This is a genomic window from Aurantimonas litoralis, from assembly GCF_026153195.1.
Lineage (GTDB): Bacteria > Pseudomonadota > Alphaproteobacteria > Rhizobiales > Rhizobiaceae > Aurantimonas > Aurantimonas coralicida.
Window position 1 is genome coordinate 66,523 of record NZ_JAPFBM010000005.1, and the last position, 13,927, is coordinate 80,449.

Genomic DNA, 13,927 nt, shown 5'->3' on the forward strand with positions numbered 1-13,927 from the left:
CTCTTGAGACGGGCGGCCGCTGGTCCGTGCGCCGTCCGCCGCCGGCTAGAGCTGGGTCAGGCCGTAATCGCGCAACAGGCCGACCAGCATGCGGCCATTGCGGAAGCGGTGTTCGCGGTGGATCTGCCGGGCGGCATCGGCGTCCCGGCGCTCGATCGCGTCGAGCAACGCCTCATGGTCCTCGTTCGATCCCACCGGCTTGGGACGAAGCCGCAAGGTGAGCATGCGGACCCGGTGCGACTGGGCGAGGAACTGCGAGACCAGTGCCCGCAGGCGCCGGTTCGGGCAGTTTTCCATCAACAGGCGATGGAAATGGTCGTCTGACTGGGCCCAGGCCAGGAGATCGTCGCTCTTGAGCGCGGCGTCCATGTCGTCCACCGCCTGGCGCATCGCCTTCATCGCCTCGTCGGCGACACCCTCGCGGGCGATTTCCTCGGCTGCTTCCGATTCCAGCGCCGTCAGGATCTGGTAGATTTCCTGCATGTCGTCGGCCGAGACCGGCAGGACCCGCATGCCGTGCCGCGGCTTGATCTCGACCATGCCTTCCTCGGCGAGGCGGATCATGGCTTCGTGGATCGGCGTGCGGCTCATCTCCAGAAGAACCGACAGTTCCTTTTCCAGGACGTGGGTGCCGGCAGGCATCTCGTTGTTCAGGATCAGCCTGCGGATCTCACGATACGCACGCTCGGCATAGGAGATCCGCTCCTCCGCGACGGAAGCGGGCGTTCCAGTCTCTGTCGCCACTGTCACAAGGCACCTTCCGCATGAGAATCATCTTGGACCGTCTTTAGCATTCCGTCGCGGGCGGAGGCATAGATGGCCGCCTCGATCCGCAGATTGGCCAGATAGTCCGCTGCCGCGTTGACGACAGGTGTCTGGCGCAGGAGATGGTCCACCACGTGGCGCTGCAGGGCGAGGACGCTGTCGCCGCCGAACCCCTCCATGTTGCGCTCATAGGCGATCTCGCTCTCGTCATTGCTGCCGAAGGCGCGGAAGAACAGCCGTCCGTAGCCGTCGAGCCGGATCGTGCCGTCCGAGCCCTCGACCAGCATTTCGCCCATGGTCAGGCGGCGGTCGTCGGCCTGATGGTCGCCCAGCCTGTTGCCGTCCAGCATGGCCCGCGCGCCGTTCGCGAACTCGAACAGGATGATGCCGGCATCCTCGCCGACGATCGCCGGATTGAGGCGCACCAGCCGTGCCATCACCGCCTCGACGGCGCCGAAGAGATAGCGGAACGTGTCGACGAAATGGATCGCCGTCTCGTGGACGAGGAAGCGCTCCATCTTCTGGAAATAGGGCTGGCGATCGAGATAGGCCCGCGGGCCCTGTCCGTCGCCGGGCCGCAGGCGGAAGCTGGCCTGGTAGACGCTGCCGATCCGCCGGGCCTCGATCTGGCGGCGGATCTCGCGGTGCCAGGGCTGGAAGCGGAAATTCTCGTGCACCACCAGCATGGTGTCCGCCTCTCGCGCGATCCGCGTTGCCTCTTCGGCTTCCGCGACGCTGGTGCAGAAGGCCTTCTGGCAGATCGTCGGAATGCGGCGCGCCGTTGTCTTGCGGATCAGGTCCAGATGGGTGTGCGGCGGGGTGATGATGTCGACGAGATCGGGGCGCTCGACCTCGAGCATCGCGTCGACATCGGTATAGACCGCGGGCACGGCGAAGCGCTCGGCATAGTCCTGCGCCTTTCCCTCATCCTGGTCGCAGACCGCGACCAGCGAAGCGTCCTCGATGCGCGACCAGGCATCATGGTGGAAACGGCTGAAATAGCCGGCGCCGATGGTCGCAACGCGCAGTGTGCTCATGGGTCTCGGGCTCCTCGGCATTCAGGATCAGGACGGGTTCGGGGCAACGGTCGGCAGGTCGGCGATCCGCCGCTCCAGCGCATCGATCGGCAGCGACCAGTGCAGCGGCGCGAGACCGGCCACCGGGCTCTCGAAACTGGCGATCGCCTCGCCCTGCAGGCAGCCGAGATAGGCGGTCCGAAGGTCGGGCCCGCCGAAGGCGAGGCTGGAGATCGCCCGCAGCTTCTTGCTCTTCATCGTGTCGAGATGCGAGCGCTCGATGGTTTTCGACGCATAGGCCGCCTCGACATAGGCGACGTGATCGGCGTCGCAGTCTTCCAGCATCAGGGTCTGGTCGCCGTTGGGGCTGACCCGGATGACCCGGTTGCTGACGATGCTGGTGATCCACAGATGGCCTTCCGCGTCGAAGGTCATGCCGTCGGGATAGGTTCCGGGGCCGAACTGCGCCACCACCTGCCGCGCCTCCAGTTTCCCCTCCGCGATGCTGAAGCGGGTCAGGCGCCGGGTGAAGGTCTCGTTGATGTACAGATGGCGGCCGTCCGGGGAGACGAGGCATTCGTTGCTGAAGCCGATCCCGTCGGCGACGATCCGCGCATGTCCGTTCTCGACGAGGACGATGAAGCCGTCGGCGACGTCGCCGCGCGCCGCCAGATGGCGCGGATTCATGCGCGTGCTGACCGTCACCCACATGCGGCCGGCCGCATCCAGATGCACGAAATTGGACGGCGGCAGCGGCGTGCCGTCCACCTCCAGCAGCACCGGGTCCACCGTGCCGTCCGGGTGAAGCCGCCAGACGCCGCCGGTGTCGACGCCGAGCTCGGTCAGCAACAGGCTGCCGCCGCGCTCCAGCGCGATGCCGTTCGGCCGCAGCGGCCGGGGCGGATTCTGCGCCAGATGCCGGCTGACCCGCCCCGACGGCTCGATGATCGAGACGCCGCCACCACCGGTCCAGTCGGCGGCGATCAAGTGCCCTGACGCATGGGCAAGGACGCATTCCGGACGGTTCAGCCCGTGGCCGTGAGAAGCGATCCCGGAAAGACTGAGCATCAGGCGACCTCGACAAGGATATAAAAGAGCAGTACCCTATCAGTAGACTAATACATAAGCGCATACAATGTGCAGAGATTGCTCCGACTGGGAGGTCGGAGGAATACCGAGTGGAACGTCTCATGGGAGGAAAATCAGATGCTTGACTGGAAAAGTGCAGGCGCGGCAGCGCTGCTCGCCGGGGCCCTCGCAATGCCCGCAATGGCGCAGGATTACCCGGATCGCGACATCTCCAACGTCGTCGTCTGGGCCGCCGGCGGCGGAACGGACACGCTGAACCGGCTGATCTCGGCCGAGATGCAGGAGGGGCTGGGCGTCAATATCAACGTCTCCAACCGCACCGGCGGCGTCGGCGGCTCGGTCGGCATGAGCTACGTCCATTCCCAGCCCGCCGACGGCTACACGCTGGCCGGCATCTCGGAATCCGTCGTGACGGCCGGCATCCAGGGCGGCTGGGACCAGCGCATGGACGTCTGGGACTTCTTCCTCGTCGGCGGCTCGCCGGAAATCATCTCGGTCTCGGCAAACGCCCCGTACCAGACCCTCGACGAGCTCATTGCCGCCGCCAAGGAGGCCCCCGGCACCATTCGCGCGGGCGCCAGTGCGGCCGGCTCGATCCACCATCTCAACCTCCTGGCCCTGCAGAAGGGAACGGGGACGGAGTTCAATTTCATCCCCTATACCGGCTCGGCCCCGGCCCAGAACGCGGCGATTTCCGGCGAGGTCACGCTGGTCGTCACCTCGCTCGCCGAGCAGCAGCAGCTCATCCAGGCCAAGCGTCTGCGCCCGCTCGCCATGCTGACGGCGGACGCGACGGAGCTACCCGACATCGGCACCGTGCCGTCGGCCTTCGACACCTATCCGGGCCTGACCGAGACATTGCCGGTCAAGCAGGCGATCGGCCTCGCCGTGCGCGCCGACACGCCCGACGACGTCAAGGCCAAGCTGGTCAGCGCCTTTGATGCGGCCATGGCCACCGACGCGGTCGTCGCATGGGCGGCGGACAACCACTACACCCTGTCTGGCCTCACCGGCGAAAAGGCGAGTGCCGAGATGAACCGGCTGGAATCGCTGTTCGCCTGGACGCTCGAGGATCTCGGCGCGACGACGGTCAGCCCTGAGAAACTGGGAATTCCGCGCCCGTAACCGGCAGCCCGACAGGACCATCACCGGGGGCGATGCGGCCAGGCCGCCTTGCCCCCGGCATTCCCGGCAATGTGAGGAGTGCCGCAGGGCATGGATCGAGATCGCTCGCTCAAGGACGCTCGCGCCGATTTCTGGGCCGGGCTCGCCATTCTGGCCGGCGCCACGGCGATGCTGGCCCGGTCGCTGACCTATCCCCTGCAGGGCAGCTACGCCGGCGTGCGCAACGCTTGGTACGTGTCGCCGGCGCTGTTTCCACTCATCGTCGCCACCGGCCTGATCGTCTTGAGCCTGATGCTGCTGGCCCGCGCCCGCCGCGCCGGCGGGGCCGCCGCGGCGCTGGCGTCGATCCGCCAGATGGCGCCTAGCCGCATGTCCGAGCGCAGCGCCACCTTCTGGCTGATCGCGGCGCTCATCGTCTTCTATGTCTACGCCCTCGTGCCGCGGGTCGACTTCGTCGCCGCAACGGCGCTGTTCCTGTTGGCCTTCACCACGCTCTTCCATCTGACCGCGGCCCCTGCGACCCGGCTCATCCTGGCGCTGTTCTTCGGCGTGTCCCTCGCGGTCGGCGGGGCGGCGCTCCTCGGGCTGGAGACCGGCGTGCGAACGCCTGCCGCGCTGATCGTCGACGCGTTCCTCTGGCTGGCCGTTCTGGCCGCCTGCGCCGCGCTTCTGTGCGCCACCCGCACGCCGAAGGATGCCGCGCGCCATGCAAGGCAATGCGTCGGCCTCAGCCTCCTCGCGCCGCTGATCCTCGGCATCGTCTTCAAATACGGACTCTTGGTGCCGCTTCCCCACGAGGGGCTGACGATCGTTGCGAGCGACCATGTCCGGGCGCTGCTCCGCTCCAGTTTCTAGGCGATCTCCATGTGGCTCCTCGACACCTTCGGCTCGTTCTTCGCGGCCCTCGGCGCGCTCCTGGCGAGCCCGTCCAACTGGGCGCTCCTCATCGGATCGAGCCTTCTGGGGATCGTCTTCGGGGCGCTGCCCGGGCTGACGGCAACTCTCGGCGTGGGACTCCTGGCAACGCTGACCTACGGCTTCGACCTCGACGTCGCGCTGATCGCGCTCCTGTCCATGTATGTCGGCGCGGTCTATGGCGGCTCCTATTCCGCCATCCTGATGAACATTCCCGGCACGGCTGCCTCCGCCGCCTCGGCCCTCGACGGCTATCCGATGGCGCGGCGCGGCGATGGCGGCCGCGCGCTGGGACTGACCACCACCGCCTCCTTCATCGGCACCGTCATCGGCATGCTGGCGCTGGTCGTCTCGGCGCCGCTGATCGTCGAACTGGCGCTGCAGTTCACCTCCTACGAATTCTTCGTCCTGGCCCTGTTCGGCATCCTGATCTCCGGCACCCTGACCAGCCCGGACCTGGTCCTGAAGGGCTGGATCGCCGGCTTCATCGGTCTTGCGCTGTCGACCGTCGGGCGTGACCTCCTGATGTTCTTTCCGCGCTTCACCTTTGGCCTGCCGGAGCTCGATTCCGGCCTCGAGGTGGTGCCGGTGCTGATCGGCGCCTTCGCCGTGCCGCAGATCATCCGGTCGCTGCAGGAGCGGCACGTCGCCGGCCCGATTCAGAAGGTCGGCCGGGTGCTGCCCGATTTCCGCACCATCTTCGGCAATCTGCGCCATATCGTGCGGTCCGGCCTGATCGGCGTCGGCATCGGCGCGGTGCCCGGCATCGGCGAGGACATCGCCGGCTGGGTCTCCTACGGCACCGCCAAGAGCATGTCGAAGACCCCCGAGGAGTTCGGCAAGGGCGAACCGGCCGGCCTGATCTCCGCCGAAACCGCCAACAATGCCTGCATCGGCGGTGCGCTGATCCCGCTGGTGACGCTCGGCATTCCCGGCAGCCCGCCGGCGGTCATGCTGCTGGGCGCGCTGATGCTGCACGGCCTGACGCCGGGGCCGATGGTCTCCATCGAGCGTCCGACCTTCCTGACCGAGCTGGCCGCGATCATGGTGCTGGCCTCGCTCGCCATGTGGCTGAACGGCATCTTCCTCGCCCGCCAGGTGGTGCGGGTGCTGAGCATCCCGGTGACCCTGTTCATGCCGGTCGTCGCCGTGATCAGCGTTCTCGGCTCCTACGCGCTCGGTCTCAGCGTCTTCAATCTCTACCTGATGGTGCTGGTGGGGCTTGCCGCCTACCTTCTGACCGAGATGGACTATCCCATCGCGCCGCTGGTCATCGGGGTGATCCTCGGGCCGATGGCCGATACCAATCTGCGCCGTGCGCTGATGGTGGGGCAGGGCGATGTCACCGGCTTCTTCACCCGTCCGGTCAGCCTGATCCTGATCCTCGCCATCGTCCTGATGGTGCTGGTCCAGCTTCCGGCCTATCGCCGGCTGCGCCAACGGCAGAACGCATGGCTGGGTCGGGCCTTTTCGCGGATCCGGAACCGCGACTGAGCGACCGGTTGATGCCGCTCAGTCGTCGATGGCGGAGGCCGCCGCCTGCGCCTGAGGGGCGGTCCGTCGCCATATGTTCGCTGTAGCGACGAGGGCGTCACGCGACGATCGCCGATCGATGATGGTGCTCGTCCTGTGCGCCTCCGCGCGGCAAATGAAGGCCGCTGGAGCGCCGAACCCTCCTGGTCCACTGCGCATTCTTTCCGTACAATCTAACGTATGCATTGACGAATGCGCTGGCATGCGACCATAGTGCGGGCCGGATCGCGGGGAGCGCGAAGGCGGCCAGCAGCACACATCGTGCCGGTCCGCTCTTCGAATATGCGGTCCACTGGCTCTAGGGAGGAGAGATGACCATGAAGATGATGACGGCCGCGATGGCCTTGCTTCTGGGCGGTGCGCTGACGGCGCAGGCCGATGCCCGCGAGATCAATCTGGCGCATCTCGCACCGATCAACGATCCGCGCCACGAGACACTGGTCGAGTTCGCCGAGCAGGTGAAGGAGGAGACCGGCGGCGAGATCACCATCAAGATCTTCCCGAACTCCACCCTCGGCAAGGACCGCGAGGTGTTCGAGCAGCTGCAGGGCGGACTGACCCAGCTCGCCCTCAACGGCGAGATCGTCTCGAACTTCTATCCGAAATGGTCGATCATCAACCTGCCCTTCTTCTGGCGTGACCAGGACCACCTGAACGCTTTCCTCGCCAGCGACACCGCCAAGGGCTGGACCGAGGACATGGCCGAACAGGCCGGCGTGCGCACGCTCGCCTTCCTCAACCGCAACCCGCGCATCCTGTCCACCAAGGAGACCGAGGTGAATTCGGTCGACGACATCCAGGGCCTGAAGATCCGGGTGCCGCGCATCGACATCTACATGGACACCTGGCGGGCCTTCGGCGTGCAGCCGACGCCGCTGTCCTCGTCGGAATTCTTCCTGGCGCTGAAGACCGGCACGGTCGACGGCATGGAGAACCCGATCGAGGTCATGCACGACTGGAAGATCTACGAGGTCGCCGGCAATCTGTCCCTGACCAACCACATGCAGACGCGGCTCTTCCTGAACGCCAGCGTGAGCTTCCTCGACAGCCTCAGCGAGGAGCACCGCCAGGTCATCGTCGACGCGGCAGCCGATGCCGAGACCCGGCATGCCGAGAAGATGAGCAAGATCAGCGGCGAGTATGTCGCGCTGCTGCGTGAAAAGGGCATGACCATCGTCGAGGACCCGGACGTCTCCGGCTTCAAGGAACGCGCCGAAGAGGTCCACGAGGCCTATCGCGAGGTCATCGGCAACGACGTCTTCGAAGCCGCCAAATCCATGTGATGCAACGCGGCGGCGCGCGGCGGCCCCGGCCTGCCGCGCGCCGCCGAATGCTTGTCTGAGACATATCCGCGACCGCTTGAGAGGCGAACCATGTCCCTGTCCACCGCCGACCGGCCGGGCCCGGCGCGCGCGCTCGCCCTGCTCAACCGGCTGGTCGCGTTCGTCATCATCCTCGCCTTTCTCGCCATGGTCTCGTCGGCCTGGCTGCAGGTCATCTCGCGCTATTTCTTCGGCTATTCCCTCGGCTGGACCGAGGAGGTCGCCCAGATCTCGCTGTTCTGGGTGACCTTCATGACGGCGGCGCATCTGGCTGCCGGGCGCCGCCTGATGAAGGTCGATGCCTTTCTCGTCCTCGCCCGGCCGCGCCTGCGCCTCGCGCTTTCGGCGCTGATGCAGCTGATCGCGGCGCTCGGCTTCGCCTATCTCGCCTGGCTCGGCATCCGGCTGATGGGGCTGGCGGCCAACCAGACCTCGACGGCGCTGAAGATCCCCTATTCGGCGATCTATCTCAGCCTGCCGGCCGGCGTCGGCATCCTTGTCCTGCACCTTGTGATCCACGCGGTCCACGACGCCCGCTACGCCCTGCGTGGCGAGGTCCGTCCCGACGATCCGACCGCGTCCCGCGATCTGAGGGATCAGTAATGACCTATCTTCTCGTCTTCTTCCTGCTGCTGGCGGCCGGCATGCCGATTGCCGCCGTCATGGTGGTCGTCGGCCTCGGCTACGTGGTGCTGGTCATGGGCATGGACCCGCTGATCGCGGCCCAGCGCGTGGCGACCGGCATCGATTCCTTCCCGCTGCTGGCGATCCCGTTCTTCATGCTGGCGGCCGAGCTGATGAACCATGCCGGCATCACCGACCGCATCTTCCGCCTCGCCAAGGCGATCGTCGGCGCCGTGCCCGGCGGCCTTGGCCATGTGAACGTCGTCGCCAGCATGTTGTTTGCCGGCATGTCCGGCTCGGCCGTGGCGGACGCCGGCGGGCTCGGCAAGATCGAGATCAAGGCGATGAAGGAGGACGGCTACGACGTCGAATTCGCCGCCGCCCTGACCGCCGCCTCCTCGACCATCGGGCCGATCATCCCGCCCAGCATCTCCTTCGTCATCTACGGCCTGACCGCCGGCGTCTCGATCGGCGGGCTCTTCGCCGCCGGGCTGGTGCCCGGCCTGATGATGGGCGGCGCGCTGATGGTGATGGTCGCCTTCTATTCGATGAAGCGGGGCTATGGCCGCTCGCAGCCCTTCGGCTTCGGCGAACTCGGCGCGTCCTTCATCCATGCCTTCCTTGCCCTGATGACCCCGGTGATCATCATCGGCGGCATTCTGGGGGGTGTCTTCACGCCGACCGAGGCCGGTGCCTTCGCGGTTCTCTACGCCTTCATCCTCGGCAAGTTCGTCTATCGCACCGTGCGCTGGAGCGACGTGCCGGAACTGGTGATGGAAACTGCCCGCAGCTCGGCCAACGTCCTGTTCATCATCGCCGCCAGCGCGCTGCTCGGCTGGATCCTGACCGCCGAGCAGGTGCCGATCCATCTGGCCGAATCGATCATCGGCTTTTCCGCCGAACCCTGGGTCTTCCTGCTGCTGGTGAACCTCATCCTGTTCGGTCTCGGCTGCTTCATGGCCTCTGCGCCGGTGATCATCATGCTCGCACCGGTGCTGCTGCCCTCGGCGACGCTGCTCGGCGTCGACCCGCTGCATCTGGGCGTCGTCATGGTGCTGAACCTGATGATCGGCCTGATCACGCCCCCGGTCGGGCTGTGCCTCTTCGTGGTGGCGGATGTCGCCAAGCTACCGGTCACGCAGCTCGCCCGTGCGTTGGTGCCGTTCTTCATTCCGCTGGTCGTGGTGCTGCTGCTGGTGACCTACGTTCCCCAGCTCACCCTCGCCCTGCCGGCGGCGCTCGGCTATGGTGGATGACGTTGGCGGCCGGTCTGGTCGGCCGGCCTGTCACGATGCAGCGACGATGAGGACTTTTCGCAGATGATGAGCAGCAACGAGGCCGCGCACCCGTTCTATCGCCCGCTCTGGGTGCGGGTCTGCCTGGTCGCGTCGCTGATCGGCTGGTCGGCGCTGGAGTGGTTCCACGCCGCGTCCTTCTGGGGCATCGTCACCGCCGCCGCGGCGGTCTGGGCGATCTGGACCTTCTTCGTCACCTACGATCCGAACGCCGCAAAGGGCGCCAAGAACGACACCGGCCCGCACGCGCCGGAAGGCGCGAACGAGCCGGATTGATGCGACGGGCCGTGGCCCGCGCCGCCCTCAGGGCCGCGAGATGTCCAGCGGCCGCTCCTTGATGTCGAGGATCGCGCCGATCGCCTCGCGCAGGTTCTTCGGCTGCCGGTCTTCCTGGCTGAGAACGAAGACGAGCAGCGAGCGCCCGGTCACCTCGAAGACCTCACCGAACTTGAAGGACGGCACGTCGGTGCGATCCGGCGTGTTGGTGTCGATCAGGCAGACCCAGCGCTTGCCTTCCGGCACCTCGGGCAGGGTGAACTCCACCACGTCGTGGTAGGAATTGGTGATGATCAGCAGCGTGGCGTCGTCGCCGCGCTTCTTGATGCCGGTCGGCTGGGCACGGCCGTCGAGCAGCATGCCGAAGCATTTCGCGCCCTCCTCGTCCCACTGCTCCTGCGCCATCTCGTCGCCGGTCGGCGACAGCCAGGTCACGTCCTTGACGTCCAGTTCCTCGTTGTATTCGCCGACGAGGAAGCGGCCGCGATGCAGGATCGGATAGGCGCGGCGCACGGCGATCAGCTTGCGCGTGAACTCCTGCAGTGCCCGGCCGTCCTTGCTGATGTTGTTCCAGTCCAGCCAGTTGATCTCGTTGTCCTGGGCGTAGGAATTGTTGTTGCCGTCCTGGGTGTGGCCGAACTCATCGCCGGCCAGGATCATCGGCGTGCCCTGGGACAGGAGCAGCGTCGCTAGCATGTTGCGCTTCTGGCGCTCGCGCAGCTCCTGGATCTCCGGATCGTCGGTCGGACCTTCGACGCCGTGGTTCCAGGAATGGTTGTTGGAATGGCCGTCGTTGTTGTCCTCGCCATTCGCCTCGTTGTGCTTGTCGTTGTAGGAGACGAGGTCGTTCAGGTTGAAGCCGTCATGGGCGGTGATGAAGTTGACGCTCGCCCACGGCTTGCGGCCGCGGCTGTTGAAGAGGTCGCCCGATCCCGAGATGCGGCGGGCGAACTCCGGCAGCACGCCGTCGTCGCCCTTCCAGTAGGAGCGGACCGTGTCGCGGAACTTGTCGTTCCACTCGGCCCAGCCCGGCGGGAACTGGCCGACCTGATAGCCGCCCGGGCCGATGTCCCACGGCTCGGCGATCAGCTTGACGCGGCTCAGCACCGGGTCCTGGCGGCACACGTCGAGGAAGCCGCCGCCCTCGTCGAAGCCGTGCGGCTCGCGGGCGAGGATCGTGGCGAGGTCGAAGCGGAAGCCATCGACGCGCATTTCGTTGACCCAGTAGCGCAGCGAATCCGCCACCATCTGCAGCACCCGCGGATGCGACAGGTTCACCGTGTTTCCGGTGCCGGTGTCGTTGATGTAGTAGCGCTTCTGGTCGGGCAGCAGCCGGTAGTAATTGGCGTTGTCGATGCCCTTCTGGGAGAGCGTGGGGCCCAGTTCGTTGCCTTCGGCGGTGTGGTTGTAGACCACGTCGAGGATCACCTCGATGCCGGCATTGTGGAACTGGTTGATCATCTCCTTGAACTCGTTGACGAACGGCGTCTGGAGATAGCGCGGTGCCGGGGCGAAGAAGGCGAGGCTGTTATAGCCCCAGTAGTTCTTCAGCCCCTTCTCGATCAGGTAGCTGTCGTCGACGAAGGCGTGGATCGGCAGGAGCTCGGCCGAGGTGACGCCGAGCGCTCGCAGATATTCGGCGACGCGCGCATGGGCGAGACCGGCAAAGGTGCCGCGCTCGGCCTCGGGAATGCGGGTGTTGAGCTTGGTGAAGCCCTTCACATGCATCTCGTAGGTGATCGTGCGCTCCCACGGCACCATGGGATGGGTCGCCGAGCCCCAGGTGAAGGCCGGATCGATGACCCGGCACTTGGGCATCAGATGCGCGCTGTCCTGGTCGTTGAAGGACAGGTCCTTGTCGGCATGGTCGAGCTGGTAGCCGAACAGCTCCGGGCCCCATTCCAGATTGCCCACCAGCTGCTTGGCATAGGGGTCGATCAGCAGCTTGTTGGCATTGAAGCGGTGGCCGGCCTCGGGCTCGTAGGGGCCATGGACGCGGAAGCCGTAAACGGTGCCCGGACGCGCTTCCGGCAGATAGCCGTGCCAGACCTCGTCGGTATATTCGGGCAGTTCGATCCGCTCGCGCTCGGTGACGCCGTCGTCGTCGAACAGGCAGAGTTCGACCTTGGTGGCGTTGGCCGAGAAGATGGCGAAGTTGACGCCGAGACCATCCCACGTGGCGCCCAGAGGGAAGGGCCGCCCTTCGCGGACCACGGCGCGCTGCTGCACTTGCGGGGCGGACTGCCTGGGCGAGTCGATCATGTATCTGGTTTCCTGGGTAAGAAGGCAGGCAGCAACGCCGGACCCCGCGGTCCGGTTCCGCGCGCATGGGCGCTCATGTGCAAATCCGTGAACCGGGAGGTAACCATGTTGCCGGCTATCGCCGCGGCATTGAGGGAACGTCGCAACTTCCGTCGCCGCCGCGTGTTTCGTCTTTGACGATCGGCGGAACAGGTCCCGATAACCATTACGGGACACGGGTATCGCCCACTTAACGGGCGCTTCATCGGTTCCGGCGACGATCGGCACGCAATGAACCGAGTGACCGACGATGCCCGCCCCAAGTTTTGAACAGATCCTCGACGAGGTCGCCACCGCCGAAGCCGCACTGGCCCAGAATGGCGCGGGTCCTCGCAGTTCGCCGGGATTCTGGTCGGCCTTCGCCCGCATCGTTCCGCCCCGCTCGGCCACGGCCGGGGGCGCCCGCAAGAAGCCGGTGACGCCGGAGCCGATGGATCTGCCCGACGCGGCGCAGCCGCCGAGCGTCGATCCGGCTGTGATCCTCGACGAACTCGGGCTGCGCCCGGGCATGACGGCCGCCGAACTGCAGGGCGTGCGCCGCAGCTTTGCCCGGCGCAATCATCCCGACGGCTACGGCCACGACTTTCCCGTCCAGGCAACGACCCGGATGCAGATCGCCAACGCGCTGATCGATCAGGCGCTGAAGAAGATCCTGCCCTAGACGCCGCTCGCGTCGCCATCGCGGCTCGCCCGGTCAGCCGGGCTTCGCCGCCGCGATCTCGGCGGTGAAGCGCTTCTCGAGCTCCGGGTCGAGCTCGGCCGGTGCGAGGTTCACCCCGGCCGACAGCCGGTCCGCAATGGTCTCCAGAGCGGTGACCCGCGCATATTTCTTGCTGTTGGCGGCAATCACCGTCCAGGGCGCGGCGGCCGTATCGGTGCGATCCAGCATGTCGTCGGCCACCGTCAGATACTCGTCCCATTTGTCGCGGTTGCGGAAATCCTCGTAGGACAGCTTCCAGCGCTTCAACGGGTCGTGGAGGCGCCGCTCGAAGCGGTCGAGCTGCTCGTCGCGGTCGATATAGAGGAAGATCTTGGCGATCTTCACGCCGTCGTCGACCAGCAGCTTCTCGAAGCCGTTGATCTCGTCATAGGCCCGGCGCCATTCCGGCTCGCTGGCAAAACCCTCCACCCGCTCGACCAGCACGCGACCGTACCAGGAACGGTCGAAGACGGCGATCTCGCCCTTGGCCGGCAGACGTGACCAGAACCGCGCCAGGTAATGATGCGACAGCTCGGTCGGCGTCGGGGCGGCGATCGGCCAGACCTTGAAGCCGCGCGGATCCATGACGGCCGCCATGCGGCGGATCGCGCCGCCCTTGCCGGCCGCATCCCAGCCCTCGAAGACGACAACGGCCTTTTCCTTGCTGTTCAGATAGGCCTGCTGGATCTGTCGGAAGCGAAGCTGCACGGCCTCGAGCCGGGCGTCATATTCCTTGCTGCCCAGCTTGGCGCTCATGTCGAGCGCTTCGAGACGCCGCTTGCCGCTCTGATCGTCCATGCCGTCCTCGCTTCCGGGTTTGTCACGCCCCCAATTAGGGCACACCCACCGGATTCCGACGAGGGGGGACGAATTCAGCACCGCCCGCCCGGAAGACGGCCATGCAGCGGCGTCGAGGGGGGCATGCGCCGGCGGGCATATCGTCAGCCGGCCATATGGCTTACAAGC

The 13,927-nt window shown here is 66.4% G+C and carries 13 protein-coding genes; 8 read left to right on the plus strand and 5 right to left on the minus strand.

The window, feature by feature from the left end; all coding sequences use genetic code 11:
• Positions 1-45 precede the first annotated feature (45 nt).
• From N7I30_RS12275 to N7I30_RS12285, 3 genes are read right to left on the minus strand one after another with little or no spacing between them, the layout of a single operon-like run.
• Positions 46-750 (minus strand): GntR family transcriptional regulator, encoded by a 705-nt coding sequence (locus N7I30_RS12275; protein WP_024350731.1) that lies wholly within the window; start codon positions 748-750, stop codon positions 46-48.
• On the minus strand, positions 747-1,802 hold the full coding sequence (locus tag N7I30_RS12280) for a Gfo/Idh/MocA family protein (protein WP_498639178.1): 1,056 nt from the start codon (positions 1,800-1,802) through the stop codon (positions 747-749). The genes N7I30_RS12275 and N7I30_RS12280 overlap by 4 nt, the downstream gene beginning before the upstream one ends.
• 27 nt (positions 1,803-1,829) lie before the next feature.
• Entirely contained in the window at positions 1,830-2,849 is a 1,020-nt protein-coding gene (locus tag N7I30_RS12285; RefSeq protein ID WP_498639181.1) for an SMP-30/gluconolactonase/LRE family protein, read from the minus strand.
• Positions 2,850-2,987: 138 nt separating this feature from the next.
• Here N7I30_RS12285 and N7I30_RS12290 point away from each other — a divergent pair, with 138 nt between their 5' ends.
• From N7I30_RS12290 to N7I30_RS12320, 7 genes are all read left to right on the plus strand, one after another.
• On the plus strand, positions 2,988-3,995 hold the full coding sequence (locus tag N7I30_RS12290; RefSeq protein ID WP_498639183.1) for a Bug family tripartite tricarboxylate transporter substrate binding protein: 1,008 nt from the start codon (positions 2,988-2,990) through the stop codon (positions 3,993-3,995).
• Between the two features lie 90 nt (positions 3,996-4,085).
• Entirely contained in the window at positions 4,086-4,850 is a 765-nt protein-coding gene (locus tag N7I30_RS12295; protein WP_498639185.1) for a hypothetical protein, read from the plus strand.
• A 9-nt stretch (positions 4,851-4,859) separates the two neighbouring features.
• On the plus strand, positions 4,860-6,404 hold the full coding sequence (locus N7I30_RS12300; protein ID WP_498639187.1) for a tripartite tricarboxylate transporter permease: 1,545 nt from the start codon (positions 4,860-4,862) through the stop codon (positions 6,402-6,404).
• Positions 6,405-6,760: 356 nt separating this feature from the next.
• Positions 6,761-7,726, plus strand: a complete 966-nt coding sequence (locus N7I30_RS12305; RefSeq protein WP_498639189.1) for a TRAP transporter substrate-binding protein — start codon at positions 6,761-6,763, stop codon at positions 7,724-7,726.
• 90 nt (positions 7,727-7,816) lie between these two features.
• On the plus strand, positions 7,817-8,368 hold the full coding sequence (locus N7I30_RS12310; RefSeq protein WP_498639191.1) for a TRAP transporter small permease: 552 nt from the start codon (positions 7,817-7,819) through the stop codon (positions 8,366-8,368).
• On the plus strand, positions 8,368-9,645 hold the full coding sequence (locus tag N7I30_RS12315; protein ID WP_498639193.1) for a TRAP transporter large permease: 1,278 nt from the start codon (positions 8,368-8,370) through the stop codon (positions 9,643-9,645). The genes N7I30_RS12310 and N7I30_RS12315 overlap by 1 nt, the downstream gene beginning before the upstream one ends.
• Positions 9,646-9,708: 63 nt before the next feature.
• A complete protein-coding gene (locus N7I30_RS12320; protein ID WP_187390057.1) occupies positions 9,709-9,960 on the plus strand; it encodes a DUF3329 domain-containing protein in 252 nt (83 codons plus the stop codon).
• Between the two features lie 27 nt (positions 9,961-9,987).
• Here N7I30_RS12320 and glgX read toward each other — a convergent pair whose 3' ends face one another.
• Complete coding sequence (gene glgX, locus N7I30_RS12325) at positions 9,988-12,222, minus strand: glycogen debranching protein GlgX (protein WP_024350721.1); 2,235 nt, start codon at positions 12,220-12,222, stop codon at positions 9,988-9,990.
• Between the two features lie 289 nt (positions 12,223-12,511).
• Between glgX and N7I30_RS12330 the strand changes: the two genes are divergently transcribed.
• Positions 12,512-12,922 carry a hypothetical protein gene (locus N7I30_RS12330; protein ID WP_370196724.1) on the plus strand — a complete coding sequence of 137 codons (411 nt, stop codon included), beginning with the start codon at positions 12,512-12,514 and terminating at the stop codon, positions 12,920-12,922.
• A gap of 33 nt (positions 12,923-12,955) precedes the next feature.
• Here N7I30_RS12330 and N7I30_RS12335 read toward each other — a convergent pair whose 3' ends face one another.
• The gene (locus N7I30_RS12335; protein ID WP_230787842.1) at positions 12,956-13,759 is read right to left on the minus strand and encodes a polyphosphate kinase 2 family protein; all 804 of its coding nucleotides are present in this window, start codon (positions 13,757-13,759) and stop codon (positions 12,956-12,958) included.
• Between the last annotated feature and the right edge of the window lie 168 nt (positions 13,760-13,927).